The organism is Anaerococcus sp. HMSC075B03 (assembly GCF_001815585.1).
In the GTDB taxonomy this organism is placed as follows: domain Bacteria; phylum Bacillota; class Clostridia; order Tissierellales; family Peptoniphilaceae; genus Anaerococcus; species Anaerococcus vaginalis.
The window spans coordinates 65,456-88,584 of sequence record NZ_KV821178.1; the positions used below are offsets into that span (position 1 = coordinate 65,456).

The 23,129-nt window shown below is 29.2% G+C and carries 22 protein-coding genes; 18 read left to right on the forward strand and 4 right to left on the reverse strand.

What is annotated here, in order from left to right; genetic code table 11:
* Positions 1-27: 27 nt before the first annotated feature.
* Both ppdK and HMPREF3045_RS03430 read right to left on the reverse strand, forming a co-directional pair.
* Positions 28-2,658, reverse strand: a complete 2,631-nt coding sequence (gene ppdK, locus HMPREF3045_RS03425; protein WP_070737066.1) for a pyruvate, phosphate dikinase — start codon at positions 2,656-2,658, stop codon at positions 28-30.
* The gene (locus HMPREF3045_RS03430) at positions 2,651-3,472 is read right to left on the reverse strand and encodes a pyruvate, water dikinase regulatory protein (protein WP_019117439.1); all 822 of its coding nucleotides are present in this window, start codon (positions 3,470-3,472) and stop codon (positions 2,651-2,653) included. The genes ppdK and HMPREF3045_RS03430 overlap by 8 nt, the downstream gene beginning before the upstream one ends.
* 447 nt (positions 3,473-3,919) lie before the next feature.
* On the opposite strand from HMPREF3045_RS03430, the gene HMPREF3045_RS03435 reads away from it, so the two are divergent.
* The 8 genes from HMPREF3045_RS03435 (at position 3,920) to HMPREF3045_RS03470 (ending at position 12,968) form a co-directional block, all read left to right on the forward strand.
* Positions 3,920-6,547 (forward strand): valine--tRNA ligase, encoded by a 2,628-nt coding sequence (locus tag HMPREF3045_RS03435; protein WP_070737067.1) that lies wholly within the window; start codon positions 3,920-3,922, stop codon positions 6,545-6,547.
* Positions 6,547-7,275 (forward strand): class I SAM-dependent DNA methyltransferase, encoded by a 729-nt coding sequence (locus tag HMPREF3045_RS03440; RefSeq protein ID WP_070737068.1) that lies wholly within the window; start codon positions 6,547-6,549, stop codon positions 7,273-7,275. The genes HMPREF3045_RS03435 and HMPREF3045_RS03440 overlap by 1 nt, the downstream gene beginning before the upstream one ends.
* A 2-nt stretch (positions 7,276-7,277) precedes the next feature.
* Positions 7,278-7,484, forward strand: a complete 207-nt coding sequence (locus HMPREF3045_RS03445) for a cold-shock protein (protein WP_070737069.1) — start codon at positions 7,278-7,280, stop codon at positions 7,482-7,484.
* A complete protein-coding gene (locus tag HMPREF3045_RS03450) occupies positions 7,481-8,488 on the forward strand; it encodes an alpha/beta fold hydrolase (RefSeq protein WP_070737070.1) in 1,008 nt (335 codons plus the stop codon). The genes HMPREF3045_RS03445 and HMPREF3045_RS03450 overlap by 4 nt, the downstream gene beginning before the upstream one ends.
* Positions 8,489-8,546: 58 nt before the next feature.
* The gene (locus HMPREF3045_RS03455) at positions 8,547-9,854 is read left to right on the forward strand and encodes an amidohydrolase (protein ID WP_070737071.1); all 1,308 of its coding nucleotides are present in this window, start codon (positions 8,547-8,549) and stop codon (positions 9,852-9,854) included.
* Positions 9,829-10,470, forward strand: coding sequence for a pyroglutamyl-peptidase I (gene pcp, locus HMPREF3045_RS03460; RefSeq protein ID WP_070737072.1), 642 nt, complete (start codon positions 9,829-9,831; stop codon positions 10,468-10,470). Before HMPREF3045_RS03455 ends, pcp begins: the two co-directional genes overlap by 26 nt.
* A 118-nt stretch (positions 10,471-10,588) precedes the next feature.
* A complete protein-coding gene (locus HMPREF3045_RS03465; protein ID WP_180363001.1) occupies positions 10,589-11,344 on the forward strand; it encodes an ABC transporter ATP-binding protein in 756 nt (251 codons plus the stop codon).
* The gene (locus HMPREF3045_RS03470; RefSeq protein ID WP_070737074.1) at positions 11,337-12,968 is read left to right on the forward strand and encodes a hypothetical protein; all 1,632 of its coding nucleotides are present in this window, start codon (positions 11,337-11,339) and stop codon (positions 12,966-12,968) included. The genes HMPREF3045_RS03465 and HMPREF3045_RS03470 overlap by 8 nt, the downstream gene beginning before the upstream one ends.
* A gap of 21 nt (positions 12,969-12,989) precedes the next feature.
* Here the strand turns inward: HMPREF3045_RS03470 and HMPREF3045_RS03475 are convergent, their stop codons facing one another.
* Positions 12,990-13,262, reverse strand: coding sequence for a YkvA family protein (locus HMPREF3045_RS03475; protein WP_070606046.1), 273 nt, complete (start codon positions 13,260-13,262; stop codon positions 12,990-12,992).
* A gap of 183 nt (positions 13,263-13,445) precedes the next feature.
* Between HMPREF3045_RS03475 and HMPREF3045_RS03480 the strand changes: the two genes are divergently transcribed.
* Positions 13,446-13,937, forward strand: coding sequence for a macro domain-containing protein (locus HMPREF3045_RS03480; protein WP_070606044.1), 492 nt, complete (start codon positions 13,446-13,448; stop codon positions 13,935-13,937).
* Between the two features lie 151 nt (positions 13,938-14,088).
* Here HMPREF3045_RS03480 and HMPREF3045_RS03485 read toward each other — a convergent pair whose 3' ends face one another.
* The gene (locus tag HMPREF3045_RS03485) at positions 14,089-14,844 is read right to left on the reverse strand and encodes a DeoR/GlpR family DNA-binding transcription regulator (protein WP_004839088.1); all 756 of its coding nucleotides are present in this window, start codon (positions 14,842-14,844) and stop codon (positions 14,089-14,091) included.
* 226 nt (positions 14,845-15,070) lie between these two features.
* On the opposite strand from HMPREF3045_RS03485, the gene ulaG reads away from it, so the two are divergent.
* The 9 genes from ulaG to tkt form a co-directional block, all read left to right on the forward strand.
* Positions 15,071-16,135, forward strand: coding sequence for an L-ascorbate 6-phosphate lactonase (gene ulaG, locus HMPREF3045_RS03490; protein WP_004839087.1), 1,065 nt, complete (start codon positions 15,071-15,073; stop codon positions 16,133-16,135).
* A 54-nt stretch (positions 16,136-16,189) separates the two neighbouring features.
* Positions 16,190-16,645, forward strand: a complete 456-nt coding sequence (locus tag HMPREF3045_RS03495) for a PTS sugar transporter subunit IIA (RefSeq protein ID WP_004839086.1) — start codon at positions 16,190-16,192, stop codon at positions 16,643-16,645.
* A gap of 9 nt (positions 16,646-16,654) precedes the next feature.
* Entirely contained in the window at positions 16,655-18,127 is a 1,473-nt protein-coding gene (locus HMPREF3045_RS03500) for a PTS ascorbate transporter subunit IIC (protein ID WP_070737075.1), read from the forward strand.
* A 9-nt stretch (positions 18,128-18,136) separates the two neighbouring features.
* A complete protein-coding gene (locus HMPREF3045_RS03505) occupies positions 18,137-18,433 on the forward strand; it encodes a PTS sugar transporter subunit IIB (protein ID WP_004839084.1) in 297 nt (98 codons plus the stop codon).
* Between the two features lie 10 nt (positions 18,434-18,443).
* A complete protein-coding gene (locus HMPREF3045_RS03510) occupies positions 18,444-19,136 on the forward strand; it encodes an L-ribulose-5-phosphate 4-epimerase (protein WP_070737076.1) in 693 nt (230 codons plus the stop codon).
* Entirely contained in the window at positions 19,123-19,953 is an 831-nt protein-coding gene (locus HMPREF3045_RS03515) for an L-ribulose-5-phosphate 3-epimerase (protein WP_180363002.1), read from the forward strand. The genes HMPREF3045_RS03510 and HMPREF3045_RS03515 overlap by 14 nt, the downstream gene beginning before the upstream one ends.
* A gap of 10 nt (positions 19,954-19,963) precedes the next feature.
* Positions 19,964-20,599, forward strand: a complete 636-nt coding sequence (locus HMPREF3045_RS03520; protein ID WP_070737078.1) for a 3-keto-L-gulonate-6-phosphate decarboxylase UlaD — start codon at positions 19,964-19,966, stop codon at positions 20,597-20,599.
* 26 nt (positions 20,600-20,625) lie between these two features.
* Positions 20,626-21,273: a fructose-6-phosphate aldolase gene (fsa, locus tag HMPREF3045_RS03525; protein WP_004839080.1), complete on the forward strand. Its 648-nt coding sequence runs from the start codon at positions 20,626-20,628 to the stop codon at positions 21,271-21,273.
* Between the two features lie 96 nt (positions 21,274-21,369).
* On the forward strand, positions 21,370-23,129 hold a 1,760-nt coding region (gene tkt / locus HMPREF3045_RS03530; RefSeq protein ID WP_070737079.1), incomplete at its 3' end, for a transketolase.

A 23,129-nucleotide genomic window follows, 5' to 3' on the forward strand; every position in this document is an offset into this window, starting at 1 on the left:
CTCTGGTATTTTTGTATTAATTTTAAATTATTTATTTCTTGGATGTTCAATTGCTTCTTGAGCTGCTGCAAGTTTTGCAATTGGAACTCTAAATGGAGAACATGATACATAATCAAGTCCTACATTATATAAATATTTAACAGTAGTAGGCTCTCCGCCGTGTTCTCCACAAATTCCTAAGTGAAGATTTGGATTTGCTTTTTTACCGCGTTCAACAGCAGTTTCAACTAAGAAACCAACACCTTTTTGGTCTAGAACTTGGAATGGATCTTTTGCGAAAATATCTTTATCTAAATAAAGATCCAAGAATTTACCAGCATCATCTCTTGAAAGACCAAAAGTCATTTGTGTCAAGTCGTTTGTACCAAATGAGAAGAAGTCAGTAATTTCTCCAATTTGATCAGCTGTTATAGCAGCTCTAGGAATTTCAATCATTGTTCCTAATAAGTAGTCAATTTTCTTTCCTTTTTCTTCAAATACTTTTTCAATTTCTTCTCTTACTTGAGCTTTTACATAAGCAAGTTCTTTAACATCAGATGAAAGTGGAATCATTATTTCTGGAACAACATTAATTCCATCTTCATGACAATGCATTGCAGCTTGAATTATAGCACGAGCTTGCATTTTTGAAATTTCTGGATATCTAACGCCAAGTCTTAGTCCTCTAAATCCAAGCATTGGGTTTACTTCTTCAAGATCTAGGATTCTCTTTTTAACTTCAGATATTTCCATATTTAAATCTTCAGCAAGAGTTCTAATTTCTTCTTGTCCTCTTGGTAAAAATTCGTGAAGAGGTGGGTCAAGAAGTCTTACAGTAACAGGTCTTTCGCCCATTAGAGAATAAATTTGATAGAAATCATCTTCTTGCATTGGAAGAATTTTATCTAAAGCTTCTTTTCTTGTTTCGAAATTGTGAGCTAAAATCATTTTTCTAACTTGGAAAATTCTATCAGCCTTAAAGAACATGTGTTCAGTTCTACATAAACCAATTCCTTCAGCACCAAATTCTAAAGCTTGTTTAGCATCGTGAGGTGTATCTGCATTAGTTCTTACTTTCATATCACGATATTTGTCAACCCAGCTCATAAATTCTCCAAATGTACCTTCAAGTTTTGGATTTTCAGTTTCTAAAGCTCCAACGTAAATATTTCCAGTAGAACCATCTATTGAAAGTACGTCTTGGTCTGAATATTTTTTGCCATCAATTCTTACGAATCTTTCATCTTCATTTACATATATTTCATGAGCACCAGATACACAACATTTTCCCATTCCTCTAGCAACTACAGCAGCGTGGCTTGTCATACCGCCTCTTGCTGTAAGGATTCCAACTGCTGAAACCATTCCTTCAAGATCTTCTGGAGAAGTTTCTTCACGAACTAAGATTACATTTATACCTTTTGCAGCTCTTTTTTTAGCTTCTTTTGCAGTAAATGCAATGTAACCTACAGCAGCTCCTGGACTTGCTGCAAGACCTTTAGCAACAGGTTCATTTTCTTTTATAGATTTTTGAGAAAGTGTAGGGTGGAGTAGACCATCAAGATCTTTAGGATCAATTCTTAAAACTGCTTCTTTTTCATTAAGAAGTCCTTCATGAACCATATCAACTGCAACTTTTACTGCAGCATGAGCAGTTCTTTTACCATTTCTTGTTTGAAGTAGGAATAATTGTCCTTCTTGGATTGTAAATTCCATATCTTGCATATCTTTGTAATGTTGTTCAAGTTTTTCTGCAGTATCATGGAATTGATCAAAAACTTCTGGCAATGAATCTTTTAATGTTGCAATTTCTTTTGGTGTTCTAACTCCAGCTACAACATCTTCGCCTTGAGCGTTCATTAAATATTCACCAAATAATTTATTTTCACCAGTTGCAGGGTTTCTTGAGAAAGCTACACCTGTTCCAGAAGTTTCTCCCATATTTCCAAATACCATTGATTGAACATTTACAGCAGTTCCCATAGAATCATCAATATCATTTAATCTTCTATATAAAATTGCACGTTCATTATTCCAAGATGCAAATACAGCAGTAATAGCTTTGTCTAATTGTTCTCTTGGCTCTTGAGGGAAATCCTCTCCTTCAATATCTTTATAAACTTTTTTATATTTTTCTACAACATCTTTTAAGTCGTTAGCATCAAGTTCAGTATCTTCTGTTACGCCTTTTTCAACTTTTTTTGCACTAAGAACCTTTTCAAAATTATTTTTATTGATTCCCATTGCTACATCAGCAAACATTTGAATAAATCTTCTGTAAGAATCGTAAGCGAATCTTTCGTTGTTTGTTTTTTTGCTAAGACCTATAACAGCATCATCATTTAAACCAAGATTTAAAATTGTATCCATCATACCTGGCATAGAAATTGGAGCACCACTTCTTACAGATACAAGGAGTGGATCTTCTGTTGAACCAAATATTTTTCCATTATGTTCTTCTAAATCTTTGATGTGATTTGTTATTTCTTTTTTAAGATCTTCCCAAATTTTTTTATCTTCTTTGTAAAATCTTGCACATGCTTCTGTTGTAACCGTAAAACCGTATGGGACATTGATTCCCATATTTGTCATTTCTGCTAGATTTGCGCCTTTACCACCGAGCAAAGAGCGCATGTCCTTGTCGCCTTCGTTAAAATTGTAAACATATTTTTCAGTCATTTTTTTCCCCTTTCCTACTGTTAATATGATTAATTATTATATCAGACGTTTCTTCTATAGATTTATATGTAACATCAATCATTACACAATCTAAATCTTCCATAATCGCTTTGGCATAGTCCAATTCTTTTTGAATTGCTCTTATATCTGAATATTGACTTTTTCCAGATAAACCCAAACTTTTAAGTCTTTCTTCCCTAAAAGACTTTAAAATATTTTTATCGATAGTTAGACCGAATATTTTCTTGCTATCAATTTCAAAAAGTTCATCGGGCAGGCTAGTATTTAAAAGTATAGGAATATTACAAACTTTATAGCCCTTGCTTGCCATATAAATTGATAATGGCGTTTTAGAAGAACGAGATACTCCAATTATTGCTATATCACAAGCTTTAAGTGATCTAAAATCTTTGCCATCGTCATATTTGATTGCAAAATCTAATGAATTTAATGTTTTAAATCGGTCAGTTTCATAAAGAGACTCTTCAGAAAAAGCATACTTTGGTTCTAATTCAAGTTTTTTAGAAATAGTCCTTATGGAATAGCCAGTTATATCAACATAAGTAATATTATTTAGCTCACAAAAATCATTGATATAAACATTCATCCTTGAATCTTGAAATGAGTGATAGATAATGAAATTATCGCAAGTTTCAATTATAAAATTTAATATATCTTTAAGAGAATCTATATCTCTTACATCTGGATATATATTTGTAATTGATTCAACATTAAATTGACTAAGAGATACTTTTACAATTTTTTCTGTAGCGTATCCACTTGTATCAGAGATAATGTTTACACTAAGCTTCATCCTGTCACCTCTTTAATATAAGATTCTATTAATATTATAGCATTTTTAATCGAAAATCCAAGAGCTGAAAACATTTTTCAACCATTAAAACTAATAATTATTAATATTTTACAAATATATTATTTGAATTTTCAACATTAACTTTTACAAGTGAAATTGACAAAAAAATAATTTAAAATATAATAAGAAAAAGAATTGAATAATAAACTTTGACAAAAAGGAGTAGTAGGGGAAATTTTTTAGAGAGAAGACGGCTGGTGAAAGTCTTTAAATTGAAACTATGAAGGTTGTTTTGAAATAGTTTAATGTAGCATGCATGAATGCAAATAAGAGCCTTTTTTATAAAAAAGGAAGATAGGTGGTAACGCGATAATCTCGTCCTTGAGAATTGTGTTACTTTTTTTATTATTTATTTTTAATTTTTTATTTTGAAAATAAGGAGAAAATATGCAAACAAAATACGAACCACAAAAATTTGAAAAAGAAATTTATAAAAAATGGGAAGAAGGTGGATATTTTAAAGCAAGAGTTAATGAAAATAAAAAACCATTTACTATTGTTATGCCACCACCAAATATTACAGGAAAATTACACTTGGGCCATGCCCTAAATAATACAATTCAAGATATTATTATTAGATACAAAAGAATGCAAGGTTATGAAGCATGCTGGATTCCAGGAACAGATCACGCATCTATTTCTACTGAGGCAAAAGTTGTAGAAAAAATAAAAAACGAAGGAAAATCAAAAGAGGAGCTTGGACGTGATAAATTTTTGGAAGAATGTTGGGATTGGACAGAAGAGTACGGTGGAACAATCAAAAGACAATTAAGAACTGTAGGAGTTTCTTGCGATTGGGATCGTGATTCTTTTACTATGGATAAAAATCTTACAAGAGCTGTAAGAAAAGTTTTCAAAAAAATGTATGATGAGGGATTAATTTATAGGGGAAATAGAATTGTAAATTGGGATCCTGAAGCAAAAACTGCTCTTTCTGATGCAGAAGTTTATCACAAAGACCAAGAAGGACATTTGTGGTATATAAAATATTTCTTTGAAGATAGCGATGAATTTATAACCATTGCTACAACAAGGCCTGAAACTATGCTTGGAGATTTGGCTGTTGCTGTAAATCCAGAAGACGAAAGGTTTAAAGATAAAATTGGGAAGAATTTAATATTGCCACTTGTTGGACGTAAAATTCCTTTGATTGAAGATTCTTATGTTGATATGGAATTTGGTACAGGCTGTGTAAAAATCACTCCATCTCATGACCCTAACGATTTTGAAGTTGGGAAAAGACATAAGCTTGGTCAATGCGTAGTTATTGATGAAGGTGCAAAAATAAAAGAAGGATATGGAAAATATTCTGGTCTTGATAGGTATGATGCTAGAAAACTAATGATTGAAGATTTGGAAAAAGAAAATCTTTTGGTAAAAACTGAAACAATTGAACATGCAGTAGGTTATAGTGAAAGAACAAATGTTGTAATTGAACCATTAATTTCTAAACAATGGTTTGTTAAAATGCAAGATTTGGCAAAGGATGCAATCGAAGTTTATAAAAATGGAGATTTAAATTTAATTCCAGATTCTTTGGGAAAAACCTACATGAATTGGCTAGAAAATATTAGAGATTGGTGTATTTCTAGACAATTGTGGTGGGGACATAGACTTCCGGTTTTCTATACAGAAGATGGGAAAATTATTGTTTCAGAAGATGATCCGGATGAAAATGGATATTTGGATGGAAAAAAAGTAACACAAGAAGAAGATACTCTTGATACTTGGTTTTCATCAGCACTTTGGCCTTTTGCAACTTTAGGTTGGCCAGAAGAAACTGAAGATTATAAATATTTCTTCCCAACAGATATTCTTGTAACAGGTTATGATATTATATTTTTCTGGGTTATAAGAATGGTATTTTCTTCACTTTACAATACAAATAAAACTCCTTTTGACCATGTACTTTTCACAGGTCTAATTAGAGATCCTCAAGGAAGAAAAATGAGTAAGTCTTTAGGAAATGGGGTTGACCCAATTGATGTTGTAAATAAATACGGAGCGGATGCTCTTAGATTTACAATTATTACAGGAAATTCTCCTGGAAATGATATGCGCTATGACGAAAAAAGAATTGTAGCAAGCAGAAATTTTGCCAATAAGTTGTGGAATGCAACAAGATTTGTCTTGATGAATATAGATGAATCTGATGATCTTGAATTTAAAAATTTAGATTTAAGTCTTGAAGATAAGTGGATTTTAAAAAGATTAAACAATGTAGTAGAAGAAGTTTCTAAAAACTTAGACAAGTATGAAATTGGTCTTGCTGCAAGCAGGATTGAAGATTTTATTTGGGAAGAATTTTGCGATTGGTATATTGAATTTGCCAAGGAAAGATTAAATTCTGATAATGATAATAAAAAAGCTACAGTTAAAAAAGTTCTACTTTATGTTTTAAAAGATATGATTTCACTCTTACATCCTTTTATGCCATTTATTACTGAAGAAATTTATAAGCAATTGCCAAACAAAAAAGATATGCTTATAGTTGAAGATTGGCCACAAGTTAGGGATGATTTTAATTTTGATGATGAGGCAAGAGTTGTTGATGGAGCAATTGAAGCTATAAAAGCTATCAGAAATCAAAGACAAACTTTAAATCTTGGATCAAAAACAAGACAAGATTTAATAATTTACTCATCTGATGAAAATACAAGAAAATTCTTAGAAATTTTGAAGGGACAATTTGTAAATCTTTCAAAATCTGGGGAAATTTCAATTATAAGCGAAGATAAAGAGGTTGAAGATGCGGTTAGTTTGATTTTTAATGATTTTAAAATTTATATTCCTTTGAAAAATTTAATTGATTATGACAAGGAAAGAAAAAGATTAAAAGATGAAATCAAAAAATTAGAATCCGAAATAAAAAGAGCTGAGGGCAAACTCAACAATCAAGGCTTTGTTTCAAAAGCACCAGAAGCAGTTGTAAATGAAGAACGTGAAAAATTAGAAAAATATAAAGACTTACTTGTAAAAACTCAAGAATCTTACAAGGAAATAGAAGATAAATAATGTATAAAGATTTTGCTTATATTTACGATAAATTATCCTTTGACCTTGATTATGAAAAATATGCAAATAATATCAAGAATTTAGTCGGACAAAATAATATAAAAAAAGAAAAAATGTTAGAGTTAGCATGCGGGACTGGCATGCTAACCAATCATTTTTTTGATTTTTTTGAAAAAATTGATGCCTTAGACTTATCAAAATCTATGCTTGAAGTTTTTTCAAAAAAATTTCAAGAAGAAAATGTGTCTTTATATAATTATAATATGGTCGATTTTCAAAATGAAAATTCCTATGATTTAATTGTAATTTTGCTTGATTCTATAAATTATATTTTGGATGAAAATGATTTGAGAAAACTCATTGAAAATTCATATAAAAATTTGAAAAAGGGTGGACTTTTGGTTTTTGATATAAATTCAGAATATAAAATGAATGAAGTTTTTGGCTCAAAATCTTATATTTATGAGTATGAAGATATTTTTTATACTTGGGATAATATTAAAGATGGCGATATAATTGATATGGAATTAAACTTTTTTGTTGAAAATGAGGACGGAACTTACCAAAGAATAATTGAAAATCAAGTTGAAAGAATTTATTCTGTAGATTTTATGAAAAAAGTTTTAAAAGAAAATGATTTTTCAGATATAGAAATTTTTGATGAAGATGATATGGGAAAAGTTAAGGATAATACTTTGAGAATTTTGTTTAAGGCTAAAAAGGAGTGAATATGGAAGGAAAAGTTAAATTTTTTGATGAGAAAAAAGGATTTGGTTTTATAGAATCAGAAAGTGGCGACTATTTTTTCCATTATTCTGAAATAATTTCTGACAAGGTTTATAAAACTATTGAAAATGGTGCAAGGGTTGAATTTGATGTGAAAGATTTGGGCAGGGGAGATACTGCCTTTAATGTGAAAAAAAAGGAGTTAAGATGAAATATTTTATTTTGATTTTGTTTTTGATTTTTCTTCCTCAAATTTATTATTTATATAGGAAAAAAACTTATCTTGATTTAAAAAATGGTTCAAGATTTTTTATCAAAGAAGAAAGTATGATTAATGACAATAGGTGTAAGGTGGTTTTGACAAATTCTGATGGTTTTGATATTTATGCTAACCGTTTTGATGTTGAAAATCCAAAAGCTGTTGTACAAATTGTTCATGGTATGCTTGAACATTCACTTAATTATTTGCATTTTATTAAATTTTTAAATGAGAGAGGATATGCTGTTATCATTTCTGATAATAGGGGACATGGAAAATCTATTTCTGAAAATCATCCTTCTGGATTTATAAAGGAAAAAGATGAGCTTGTTGACGATCAATATGTCATAAATAAATATATTAGAATGTATTACAAGGACAAAAAAATTTATATGATAGGTCATTCTATGGGATCTTTGATTTGTAGAAATTATTTGCAAAAATATGATGATACAATTGATAAATTAGTTTTGACAGGAACTGTAGCTTATATTCCAATAGCAAGTCTTGGAATTTTTATTGGAAATATTGTAACATTTTATTTGGGAGAAAAAAGAAAATCTAAAATTCTTGATAAACTTTCTGGAATTTCATCAAAAGATCCATCTTGGATTTCCTATAATGAAGAAAATGTAAGGATTAAAAACAATGACCCAATGCGCCTTGAAGGATTTTTGGCAAGAAGTAATGTATCTTTGTTTACTCTTGTAAATAATTTAAACAAGAAAAATAAATTTAAACTAAAAAATAAAAATTTACAAATAGCTTCATTTAATGGAGTTGATGATGACGTTACTGGTGGAGATAAGGGACTATTGAATACAAAAAATATTTTATCTTCTATTGGTTACGAAAATTTATATTTCAAAACTTACGATCACATGAAACATGAAGTTTTAAATGAAGATGAAAGATTTGAAGTTTTTGAAGATATAGATATGTTTTTTAAAAAATGAGTCTAGGCTCATTTTTTTAATGTGATACAAAAAAATGATTTTTAAATAAGGAAATAAAATGATTGAAGAAGAGCTTATTAGATTAAGAAGACATTTTCACAAATATGCCGAACCTGCTTGGATGGAATTTTTGACTACTGTAAAAATTATTGAAGAGTTGAAAAATTATAATCTCGACCTTTATTATGGAAAAGAAATTTATTTCAATAAAAGAATGGGACTTCCAGAAAAATCAATCCTAGAGTCTTATAAAAATTCCATTTCTATTTCTGATATAGAAAAAAAGGAAGAAATTTTGGATTCTTACACAGGTCTTATCGCTGTTTTGGATACGAAAAAAATTGGACCAAATATTGGATTTAGATTTGATATAGATGCAAATGAACTTTGCGAAAGTAATTCACTTGGACATTTGCCAAATATTTTAAATTTTTCATCAAAAAATTCTTTTGCCATGCACGCTTGCGGTCACGATGCTCACATGTCAATTGGGATTGAGCTTGCAAAAATTCTCGCATCAAATGTAAAAAAATTAAAAGGAAAAATTATTTTTATTTTTCAACCAGCAGAAGAAGGAGTAAGAGGAGCTTATTCTCTAATGAATAATCCTATTATAGATAAACTTGATTACTTGGCTGGCATGCATATTGGAATGGACGTAAAAAGTGGAGAAATTGGCGTGGGAAGTCATGGATTTCTTGCTACAAAAAAAATTGATATTATTTTTAAAGGCAAGGCTTCTCATGCTGGAGCAAGTCCCGAAAAAGGTCACAATGCACTTTTGGCTGCATCAAGTGCAGTTTTAAATTTTAATAGTCTTGCTCAACATTCTATGGGAGAGGCAAGAATTAATGTTGGAAAATTAAATGCAGGAAGTGGAAGAAATATAATAGCTAATAAGGCGAAAATCGAAATGGAGATTAGGGGAGAAAATGAAAATATAATTTCTTATTTATACGATGGAGTAAATAGAATCGTTGAAGGCTCAGCTATCTCTTATGATTGTTCTTATGAAATAGAAATAAAGGGACAAGCTCCATCACTTATTTCTTATGATGAAGAATTTATAAAAAATCTTAGAAATTATTATAAAGAAAAATCCTACAAACTTGTTGATGCACAGTTGAAAGGCTCAGAAGATATTGCTTATTTATTAAATGAAGTGAGAAAAAAAGGCGGCAAAACTGTTCATTTTATTTTAGGCTCAAATTTAAAAGACAGCCATCACAGCGAAGAATTTGATATTAACGAAAAAGATATGTTAAGAGGAGTCGACCTAATGGTAGATTTTGTAAAATATATTGAAAAAATTGATAAGATTGATTATGAAAGGATAGAAAATGAAAATTTTGCTTACAGGATTTGATCCTTTTGATAAAGACAAAATAAATCCATCAATTGAACTTGTAAAAAAAGTTGAAGAAAAAATTGAAGGCGCCCAAATTTTTAAAATAGAAATTCCAACAGTTTTCAAAAAATCTGGAGAAATTTTGGAAGAAAATATTAAAAAAATAAGGCCAGATGTAATTTTGTGCATTGGGCAAGCTGGTGGAAGAAGCTCTATTTCTGTTGAAAGAATTGCAATAAATATTGACGATGCAAGAATAGCTGATAATGATGGTAAAAAACCGATTGATGAAAAAATAAGAATTGACGGAGAAAATGCTTATTTTTCAAATCTTCCAATTAAAAAAATTGTAGAAGAGATAAAAAAAGAAAAAATTCCAACAGAAATTTCAAACTCAGCAGGCACTTTTGTTTGCAATCATTTGATGTATGAGGCCTTGTATTTGGCAAAAAAATATAAAAATATAAGGGCAGGATTTATTCATATTCCATATTTGCCAGAACAAGTTTTAAATAAAGCGAACACGCCTTCAATGGATTTGGAAAATTCTTTAAAAGCAATAAATATTGCTATAAAAACTATAATAAACCATGACGGAGAAGATTTGAAAATTTCTGGTGGAAAAATTTTATAATTTTTTTAAAAAAGCAAGTTTTGTACTTGCTTATTTTTTTGTTATAATGAAAAAGATTAGTGATAAAATAAATAATATTATTAATAAAATAAATATAAATTTTCTTAAAGGAGCTTTTATGAAACTTGAAATAAAAAATCTTTCCAAAAAATTTGGTAAAAAAGAAGTTTTGAAAAACATAGATTACACTTTTGACCAAGGAGTTGTTTATGCTCTTTTGGGAAGAAACGGTGCTGGAAAAACTACACTTTTTTCTTTGATTAGTGAGCAAATAAAAAAAGATTCTGGAAATATTTTTCTTCTTGATGAAAATGAAAAGAAAGAACTTGATTTTAGGGATGTATTTTTTATGGTGGCAGAGCCAGATCTTCCCAAATTTCTTACAGGGCGAGAATTTATAAAATTTTTTGTAGAGGCAAACAAAGAAATTATAAAAGATTTTAAGTCCGTCGAAGAATATTTTTCTCTTGTGGATTTTGACATTGAAGATGCTGATAGATTAATTCAAGATTATTCAACAGGAATGAAAAACAAACTTCAAATGCTTATGTTTTTGATTCTAAGACCAAAGGTTATTTTGATGGATGAGCCTCTTACAAGCCTTGATGTAGTTGTTCAACTTGAAATGAAAAAAATAATTAGAGATATTCACAAGGACCATATAATTATTTTTTCAACCCATATTTTGCAACTAGCAAAAGATATTTGTGATGATATTGTTCTTCTCCATGACAAAAATTTACAAAAAGTTGATAAGAAGGTTTCAGAAGATAAGGATTTTGAAGATAAAATAATAAAGCTTTTGACAAGCAAAAATATTGAAAATATTGAGATAAATATAGATGATGAAAATTTGGGTGATAAAGATGAGTAGATATTTTTCAAAATTTCTTTTAATTGAAAGAATAAAAATCACCAAAATTTTTAATGGGATGGTTTATGGTATAAGAAAAATTCCAATAATTGGAAAACACATGGGCGATAAGTATTATTTTTATGATTTAAAAGAAATTGTAAATACATTTGTTCCGATTTTTTCTATAATTTGGCAATTTATCAAATCGATTTTAACTTTTGGATTTGCAATAATAATTTCAAGGACTATGTTAAAATTTTTATTTGAAAGTTCTGATAAATCTCCCTTATTTTTTAGGGAAAATTTTGATTTAAGTCTGGGAGCAGTTTTTCTAACTTGTATTCCTTTTGTTTTTTATATAACAAATATGATTACATCATCAATGCTAACAGATAATGGAAATGTATTTTCAGATTTGAGTAAAAATTTTAATTTTTTTCCAGATGATTTGGCGCGCATATTTTTGTATTTACAGCCATTTTTGATTTTTATTGGAAGGACTTTGGGATTTGTGATTTTTGGAAAAATTTTTGCAAATATAAATCCTATTTACACATTTTTATTTAGTCTTGGTATTTATTTTTATAATATAAATATTACGGGATTTTGGACAAAAATATATGAAAAAAGAGAAAAATCATTTTTTGAAGATAGACCATTTTTACAAATCATTTTGATTTTAATTTTGGATTTGGCGATAAGTTTGTTAGTTTTAATAATAAAACTTGATTTTAAAGTTTTAAGCCTTGGATTTTTCTTGATTAATTTAATTTTATTTCCATTTACAGTGAAATATTTTAAAAATTTCAAGGGATATGACAAAATAATCGAAAAAACAATAAATGTATATAAAATTGCGGTTAAAGATGCGAAAAATATTCAAGATGGTGTAGTAAAAATTGAAAATAAAGATATAAATAAAAAGGAAAAGATTAAAGGCGAAGGCTTTGTGTATTTAAATAAGATATTTTTTAAAAGACACAAAAAACATCTTTTAAAGCCAACTTTAATAAAAAGTGGAATTTTTCTTATCTTAGGAATTGGTGGATTTTTATTTGTATCAAGCCTTACAATGAAGGCGAAAGAAATTTATAAAATCTTAATATTTATAATTCCAATAATTTCATATATTTTATTTAAACAAGATTTAATACTAATGGCATTTTATAAAAACTGCGACTCATCGCTTTTGTATTACAATTTTTATAGGGAAGATAAGAATTTGTTGAAAATGTTTTGGCTAAGATTTAATTCGATTTTTAAACTAATGCTTATTCCTATGGGAGCCATGTTTGTAATTTATATTGGTTTTGCAATAAAATTTTTGATAAACACTGATTTAAATTTATTATTGCCGATTTTTTATATTTTATTAAATGCAATATTTTTTACAGTTTTGCCCTTGTTTCAATATTATATAATCCAGCCCTTTGACAAGGAAGGAAAACAAAAATCTGTAGTTTTAGTTTTAATGAATATATTTTTGTATTACATTTTTATATTTGGACTTCCAGCTTTGGCAACAAAAATTGGAGAGATTAAATTTATGTTAATAATTTCAATTTTTATGGTTGCCTTTGTAGGACTTGCAAGTTTTTTAATATATAAATTTGCTCCAAAAACCTTTAAAATTAAGCAATAAAAAAGACCCTGCTGGGTCTTTTTATTTGTTTTCTTCTATATATTCAAATTTTTCCTTTTGCATTATTGAATCAGGAATCATTTTGCTTGTTACATATATTAAAAATGGGAGGACAATAGCATCATCCAAAATTCCAATTGCTGGTATCACATCATTTATAATATCAGCAGGTATTATTGCGTAAGCAATTGCTCCAAGTCCCAAAATTTTTGCAAGTTTTGGAGTTTCTTTATTTCTCATTGCCTTAAAATATACTGGTATAAAATTTTTGATTTTTCTAAATTTATTTATCATTATTTATCCCTTACTTTCTTTTGTTAAAACAGAATATAAAATATTCTTAGGTTCAATTTAATTATACTAGAAATATCACGCTTGTAAATTAAATATATTAATTTTAAATTTAAAGTATTCCTACAAGAATAGTATATTATGATTTTTTTAAATTTCAAGTTATAATATATAAAAGGAGTTATTATGGCGTTAAAAGTTATTGATATAGATATTTTAAAATTAAATGTAGATGCAGTTGTAAATGCTGCGAACGTAGACTTGGTTGAAGGTGGTGGAATTTGCGGGCAAATTTTTGAAAAAGCTGGAAGAGAAAATCTAAAAAAAGCTTGCCAAAAAATATCCCCAATTAAACCAGGCGAGGCTGTAATTACAGATGGATTTAATCTTTATCAAAAATATATAATCCATGCAGTAGGCCCTGTTTATAATGAAATGTATAAAGAAGCTTGTCAAAAAATCCTTCAAGATGCCTACAAAAATTCTTTAAATATTGCCAAGAAAAAAGGAATAAAGTCTATAGCTTTTCCACTAATTTCATCTGGAATTTACGGCTATCCTGACAAAGATGCCTTTATGATTGCAAAAAATACAATAGATGAATTTTTAAAAGATAATGAAATGGAAGTTTATCTATCAACTTATGGGAAAAATATTTTATCTTTAATTATGGGATAAGGAAAGTTATTTATTTCATTTTTGAAAAATAAAAAAATTCCGATAAAATTAAATATTTTTACAAAAAAGAATTAGACTTTTGCCTAAGAGCTAATTCTTTTTTGTTTATAAACATTCAATTCAATCATAAAATCGTTATTTAAAACTTGTCTTATACAAGTATAACTTTGATTCCTAAACTTTCGGCATATTCTAAAATACTTCTTGGCATAGAACTATCTGTTATCAGAATATCTATATTTTCTATTGTTCCTATTTTAAAATTTGCGGTTTTTGAAAATTTACTTGAATCGCATACCAAAATATTTTTGCTTGTAGATTCGTTTATCATATATTGGTTTATTTCAACTTCATCTATAACTGACGTAGTTAATTCTCCGCTTTCAGATACACCAGAAATTCCTAGGATTGAAATATCTGATGCAACAGTTTTGAGATTATTTAAAGCAAAAGTACCGGTAAGTGCGTTTTTTGGATAAGAAACCCTGCCACCGGTTAAAATCACATTGACTAAAGGGTCTATATCAATATAAGATGCTTTTGCGTTATTTGTTATAACATTTATCCTTTTATTTTTGAGATATTTTAAAACTCCTAGGGCTGTCGATGATGAATTTATAAAAATATCATCATTTTCTTTTATAAAATCAGCACATTTTTTTGCGATTTTTTCTTTATTATTTTCAATAGTTAGATTTTTACAGCTGTTTGATTCGTTATATTCTGCTCCTCCATAAAATCTTTCTATTTTTCCTATTGATTGAAGATAATCCAAATCTCTTCTTATTGTTATTTCTGAAACTTTAAATATTTCGACAAGTTCATTTGTTTTTGCTTGTTTATTATCCTTTATAAATTTTAATATATTATTTCTTCTGTTATTTACGATTGTTTTTTTAATTTTCATAACTACCTCTCTTTAAATGATAACCTATACTTAGAAAAAAATCAAAAGAATCCATTAATTTAATTAAAATTTTTAAAAAAACCTTTCTAAATTATAAAAAAATCAAATAACGAAAGAAACAATCGTAAAATATATGCAAAAATGTGTTTTTTATGCTTGACCGTTCAAAATAATTATTATATTATAATATCAAAGAAAAAAAGAAAATGAAAAATTGGAGGTATTGATGAGCAAAGTTGACGAAATCACAAGAGAAAATTGGATTTTAAATGCTTTTCCAGAATGGGGAACGTGGCTAAATGAAGAAATTGATGAAGAAGTTGTAGAAAAAGGCACATTTGCTATGTGGTGGATAGGATGTACTGGTATTTGGTTTAAAACTGAAAATAATACTAACATAGCTGTTGATCTTTGGTTTGGTAATGGAAAGAGAACAAAAAAAGTTAAAGAGATGCAACCATATCATCAAATGAGAAATATGACTGGTGGAAAAGCTCTTCAACCAAATTTAAGAGCAAATCCAATTGTCTTTGATCCTTTTGCTGTTAAGAATGTTGATGCAGTTTTATCTACTCATTATCATAATGATCATATTGATCCTTTCTTTGCTGCAGCAGTTTTGAAAAATTGTCCAGAAGATGTTCCTTTTATAGGTCCTGAGGAATCTGTAAAAAAATGGTTGTCTTATGGTGTTCCAGAAGAAAGATGCAAAATGGTTAAACCAGGAGATGAAATTAAAATTAAAGATACTACTATAGTTGTGTTGGACAGTTTTGATAGAACTTGTTTAGTTACTACTGAAGTAGGAGAAGATATTGAAGGAGTTTGTCCTACAAATATGGATCAAAAGGCTGTAAATTATTTAATAAAAATGCCAGCTGGTAGCGTATATCATACAGGTGATTCTCATTTTTCAATTGGTTTTGCAGAAGTTGGAAAAAAATATGATGTAGATATTGCGTTTGGTTCTTATGGAGATAATCCTGTTGGAAATCAAGACAAGATGACTTCAATTGATATTTTAAGAATGGCTGAATCAGTAGGATGTGAAGTTGTAATTCCAATTCACTATGATGTTTGGACTAACTTCAAAGCTGATCCTAAAGAAATAAAATATTTATGGCAATATAGAAAAGATAGGTCAAAATATAAATTCCATCCATATATTTGGGATGTAGGTGGCAAATACGTATGGCCTAAGATGAAAGATGAATTAGAATTTAGATATAGACCTGGATTTGAAGATGCGTTTGATAATGAAAGGAATGTTCCTTTTAAATCTATTTTGTAAAATAATAAGTGCTGTCAAATTTTTGGCAGCGCCTACATATAAGTGAGGATAATAATGATTAGTGAAATTATTGAAAAGGGTTTATTTGATTTTTATGATAAAATCGATACCTGGCAAGATGCTATTATAAAATCTTGTGATAAGCTAGTGGAAAAGGATATTGTGGATGATTCTTATGCTAAACAAGTTATAGAAACAGTTGAAAAATATGGTCCATACATAGTTTTAATTCCTGGAGTTGCCATGCCACATTGTCAAGAATGTGCCGATGGAGTAAAAGATACCGCTGTGGCTTTTATGAAAGTAGAAAAGCCAGTTGTATTTGATGAAAATGATAGGGATAAGGATGCGAAAATATTTTTTACAATAGCAAGTGAAAATAATGAAAAACATTTGGAAAATATAGCACAACTTTCTGATATTTTGTGTGATGAAGAAATAGTAGAAGCTTTTAATCAGGCTAAGAACGTAGATGATTTAATAAAAATTTCAAAAAAATATAATATTTAGGAGAAAAATATGGATATAATTTTAAGTATTTTAAATGGATTTGTAAAAAATATTCTCACAAAACCAGCGTTTTTCATAGGATTTTTGGTTTTAATTGGTTATTTGTTAGATGGAAAAAAATGGTATGAAGCATTGGCTGGTTTTATTAAAGCTACTGTAGGATATATGATTTTGATGGTAGGTTCTGGTGGACTTGTTTCAACTTTTAGACCAATTCTTACAGGACTAAAAGATAGATTTAATATTTCTGCAACTGTAATAGATCCTTATTTTGGACAAAACGCAGTTACTGAAGGTATGGAACACTTAGGTAAATCATTTTCTCAAGTAATGATTTTGTTATTGGTTGCCTTTATTGTAAATATTATTTTGGTAAGATTAAAAAATATTACAAAAATGAGAGCTGTTTTTACAACAGGACACGTACAAATGCAACAAGCTGCTACAGCTTTTTGGTTAATAGTTTTTTGTTTTCCAAAGTTAGGACAAACTCCTATACTTGTTATAATGGCAATTCTATTAGGACTTTATTGGGCTGTTGGTAGTAACTTGACAGTTGAAGATACACAACGCTTAACTGATGGGGCTGGTTTTTGTATAGCTCACCAACAAATGTTTGGTATTAGACTTGCTTGCTGGTTAAGTGATAAATTATTTGCAAATAAAAAAGATCAAAGTAAAGATATTGATGATATTGAACTTCCTGGATTTTTGTCAATTTTCAATGAAAATAATGAAAATATGGTAGCAACTGCTATACTAATGACTTTATTCTTTGGAATAATCCAAGGTGTTTTGGGAAAAGAATATTTAGTAGCTCAAGAAGCTTTAACAATGGAGGATAATTTCTTCTTCTATATACTTCAATCATCATTTAGTTTTGCTGTAAATTTAGCTATTTTACAATTAGGAGTTAGAACTTTCGTTGGAGAGTTGACTGCATCATTTGATGGAATTCAAAACAAACTTTTACCAGGAGCTCTTCCAGGAATAGACTGTGCTGCAGTTTTCGGATTTGGTGCAGCAAATGCTGTTACAATTGGATTTATGTTTGGTGCGTTAGGTCAATTTTTAGCAATAGCAATTCTATTTTTACTAAAATCTCCTACATTAATAATTGCAGGATTTGTACCTTTATTTTTTGATAATGCTGTAATTGGGGTATATGCTAATAATAGAGGAGGATATAAAGCAGCTTTCTTGATGCCATTTATATCTGGACTAATTCAAGTATTTGGTTCTGCTTTTATAGCAACATATACAGGACTTGCTCAATATGGTGGATACTTAGGAATGTTCGACTGGGCAACAGTATGGCCAGCATTTACAGTATTGATTAATAATATCCAATATGTTGGTGTAGCAATAGTAGCAATTTTCTTGATAGTTATACCTCAAATTCAATACAAAAAGAACAAAAAAGGTTATTTCATGATAACTGAGGATTACGAAAAGTACAAAGAAACAATTGAAAACAAATAGGAGGAAAAAATGAAAGTAATAGTAGCGTGTGCAAATGGAGCTGGAACTTCTTTAATGATGATGAATAAAATCAAACAAGCATTTAAAGAGTTGGATTATAAAGGAAAACTTGATATATCTCATTGCTCCTTGTCAGAAGGAAAATCTACAGGTAGAAATGCTGATGTTATATTCTGTGCTATTAATTTTACCAAAGATTTTGATGCGTTAAAATCAAAAGGCGTTGAAATAATTGGAATGAAAAATATTCTTTCTAAAGATGAAGCTATTGAAAAGATTAAAGAACATAATCTTTTAGAAAAATAAGTTGGTTAAAATGTTAGAAGATATAAAAGAAAGGGTCTACAAGGCAAATTTATTATTGCCAAAATATGATCTAGTTAAATTTACTTGGGGCAATGTTTCAGAAATCACTGCTGATAGAAAATATGTTGTAATAAAACCATCCGGCGTTGATTATGATAGCATGAAAGCAAGTGATATGGTTGTAGTTGATTTAGATGGAAATATCGTAGAAGGTAATTTAAAACCTTCTAGCGATACTCCAACACATCTTGAACTTTACAAAAAATACAAAGATATTTGTGGTATAACTCATACTCACTCAAAATGGGCAACAATTATGTCACAAGCAAAGCTTGACATAAAAGCTATGGGAACAACTCATGCAGATTATTTTTATGGAAGTATTCCTGTAACAAGAGATATGAAAAAAGAAGAAATCGAAAATGACTACGAAAAAAATACTGGTCTTGTAATAATAGAATGTTTTGAAGAAAAAAATATCTCTCCAAAAGATGTGCCAGCTGTGTTGGTAGCAAATCATGGCCCATTTGTATTTGGAAAAGATGCAAATGATTCAGTGTTTCATTCAGTAGTTTTAGAAGAAGTTGCCTTTATGAATTGGCACTTAGTTTCTCTTGGAAAAAATGAATCTATGAGTGATGATCTTCTTAATAAACATTACCTAAGAAAACATGGAAAAGATGCTTATTATGGACAAAATTAATCTTGGAATATATGAAAAGGCTCTGCCAAATAGGTTAGATATAAATGAAAAATTAAAACTTGCAAAAAAAATAGGATTTAATCAGTTAGAAATTAGCATAGATGAGTCAGATGAAAAATTAAATAGGCTTACAAATGGTTTTTCCAAAAAACTTCTCAAGGCACAAATTGATAATGACATGAGAGTAAGGACAATGTGTTTGTCAGGACACAGAAAATATCCTTTTGGTTCAAATGACGAGAAAATCAGAAAAAAAAGCCTTGATATTATGCAAAAAGCTTTAGAATTTGCTGATATTAATTCTATAAAAATAATTCAACTTGCAGGTTATGATGTTTATTACGAAAAATCAAATGAAAAAACAAAAAAATATTTTATAGAAAATTTATTTAAAGCGGTGGACTTTGCATCAAAATATGGAGTTATACTTGCTTTTGAAACCATGGAAACAGAATTTATGGATACTGTAGAAAAAGCTATGGAATATGTTAATCTTGTTGATAGTCCATATCTTGGAATATATCCAGATATTGGCAACTTAAAAAACGCATCTGTAAAATATAACAAGGATGTAGTTGAAGACATAAAAAAAGGCAAGGGACATATTTTTGCAGCACACCTTAAAGAAACAAATCCTGGAATTTATAGGGATATGCAATTTGGATCTGGTGGTCATACAGAATATGAAAGATGTATAAAAGAATTAAAAAATCAAAAAGTTCAAATTTATACTGGCGAATTTTGGGATCATGGAGAAGAAAATTATAAGGAAATAATAAAAAATTCTTACGAATTTTTAAGTGAAAAACTAAAATAAGGAGAAAGTTATGGCAAAACCAAAACTACAAATAGCACTTGATAGTCAATCTTTAAGTGAGGCTCTAGTTACAGTTAGAGAAGTTGGAGATGTAGTAGATATTTTAGAAGTTGGAACTGTACTTTGCTTGCAAGATGGTATGGAACCTGTAAGAGCAATCAGGGCATTGTATCCAGAAAAAACAATTCTTGCAGATACAAAATGTGCAGATGCTGGAAAAACTGTTGCTAAAAATTGCAAAGATGCAGGTGCTGATTGGATGACTGTTATCTGCTGTGCAACAATACAAACAATGCAAGCGGCTAACAAAGAAATAGACGAGCTTCAAGTAGAATTATATGGAGATTGGACATTCGATCAAGCAAAAGATTGGAAAAATATTGGGATAGAACAAGTTGTTTATCATCAATCAAGAGATGCCCTTCTTAGTGGACAAAGCTGGGGAGATAAAGATTTAGATAAAATTAAAAAATTGGTAGAAATGGGCTTTAAGGTTTCAGTTACAGGTGGGCTTGATGTAGATACTCTTGAATTATTTAAGGGAATAAATGTTAATGCTTTTATAGCAGGTAGATCTATAGCACAAGCGGAAAATCCTAAACAAGCTGCCATTGATTTTAAAAATAAAATAAACGAAATATTTTAATTGTTAGAAGAAAGTTAGGAGTTAAAATGAAATTTTTCTTAGACACAGCAAATATTGAAGAAATAAAAAGAGTAAACGACCTTGGACTTTGCGACGGAGTAACAACAAATCCATCTATAATAAAAAAAGAAGGTAGAGATTTTGAAGAGGTTGTAAAAGAAATTTGTAAGCTTGTAGATGGTCCTGTATCAGCAGAAGTAACAAGCTATGAATGTGAGGGAATGGTTGAACAAGCAAGAGCTTTATCAAAATGGGCAGAAAATATTGTTGTAAAAATTCCTATGACAGAAGAAGGATTGAAAGCAATAAATATTTTGTCAAAAGAAAAAATAAAAACTAACTGTACACTAATATTTTCTGTATCTCAAGGATTAATGGCTATGAAAGCTGGAGCAACATATATTTCTCCATTTATGGGAAGAATAGATGATATGGGAGAATCTGGAGCAAAATTAGTAAGTGAATTAAGAGATGTTATAGATATTTACGGATATGATTCACAAATAATTGCAGCAAGCATAAGACATATTGGTCATCTAGAAGAAGCTGCTTTAGCAGGGGCTCACATAGCAACAATCCCAGGAACTTTATTCGAAAAACTATGGTCTCATCCATTGACAGATGCAGGCATAGAATCATTTAAAAAAGATTGGGAAGCTTTCGAAAATCGTTAATTTAAAAATGGCTTTGCACAATGTTTAAAATATTTTGCAAAGCCTTTTTCTTATTCAAAAATAAAATTTACAAATAAAAATATATAAGGAGAATCAATGTTTACAAAAAATGATCAACTAGCAGTTAATGCAATAAGATGTTTGTCCCTTGCTCAAATAGAAAAAGCAAATAGCGGCCATCCAGGACTTCCTATGGGAGCAAGTCCTATGGCTTATGTTTTGTTTAATAAAATTTTAAAAGCAAATCCAAAAAATGAAAATTGGTTTGATAGAGATAGGTTTGTTTTGTCAGCAGGTCATGGTTCTGCAATGCTTTATTCGCTTTTGCATTTGTCAGGATATGATTTATCAATTGATGATTTAAAACAATTTAGACAAAAAGGTTCAAAAACTCCAGGCCATCCTGAATATTCACACACCAAAGGAGTAGAGGTTACAACAGGTCCACTTGGTCAAGGTATAGGTCAAGCTGTAGGTCTTGCTATTGCAGAAAAACACATAGAAGCTCTTTACAATAAAGATGATTTAAAAATTATTGACCATTATACATATGCTCTTTGTGGAGATGGCGATCTTATGGAAGGTGTTTCTTATGAGGCGATGAGTCTTGCAGGACATCTTAACCTAAATAAATTAATTGTTTTATACGATTCAAACGATATTTGTTTAGATGGTAATCTTTCATCATCATTTTCTGAAAATGTAGAAAAAAGAGTTAAGGCACAAAATTGGAATTATTTAAAAGTAGAAGATGGAAATAATCTTGAAGAAATTTACAAGGCTATAAAAAAAGCAAAAGAAAATCAAAATGGTCCAACATTAATTGAAGTAAAAACTATTATAGGATATGGTTCAAAAAATCAAGGAACAAATAAAGTTCATGGTGCTCCGATAGGAGATGATGATTTTTCTTTAGCCAAAAAAAATTATGGCTGGGAATTTGAAGATTTTATAGTGCCAGATGAAGTTTATAAAACTTTTGAAGATGGCATTTTAAAAAATGGTAAAGAAGAAAACGAAAAATGGGATGAAATTCTTAAAAATTATGAGGAAAAATATCCGAAAGATTATAAAGAATTAATGATAGGCATTAATAGAAAACTTCCTAAAGATTTTATGAAAGATGTAAAAAAATATGACTCATCAATGAAAGCTCTTGCAACAAGAGCATCAAGCGGAGAAGTTATTCAAGATCTTTCAAAAATAACACGAAATTTCTGGGGTGGTTCTGCTGATTTGTTTGCATCAAACAAGACTGATATAAAAGATGAGAAAAGTTTTAGCGATGAAAATTCTTGTGGAAGAAATATTTTTTATGGAGTTCGTGAATTTGCTATGGCAGCAATTGGAAATGGAATTATTGCCCATGGCGGAAGTTTTCATCATGTGTCAACATTTTTTGTTTTTGCAGATTATTTGAAAGCTGCAATTAGACTATCAGCTTTATCGGGACATGCTTTAACTTATGTTTTTACACATGATTCAATTGCTGTTGGAGAAGATGGACCAACTCACGAACCGATTGAACAATTAGCAATGCTAAGATCAATTCCAAATACTATAGTTATAAGACCAGCAGATGCAAATGAAACAAGACTTGCTTGGAAAATTGCCTTGGAAAGTCAAAATACACCAGTAATACTTTCTTTGACAAGACAAAATCTTCCAAATTTAAAACAAACAGAAAATTTAGAAGATATTAATAGGGGAGCTTACGTAATAAAAGATTGCGAAAATCCAGAATTAATTTTAATATCTACAGGCTCAGAAGTTTCTCTTGCCCTAGAAGTTTCAAAAAAGCTTGAAGAAGAAAATAAAAAAGTAAAAGTTGTATCAATGCCATCAATGGAATTATT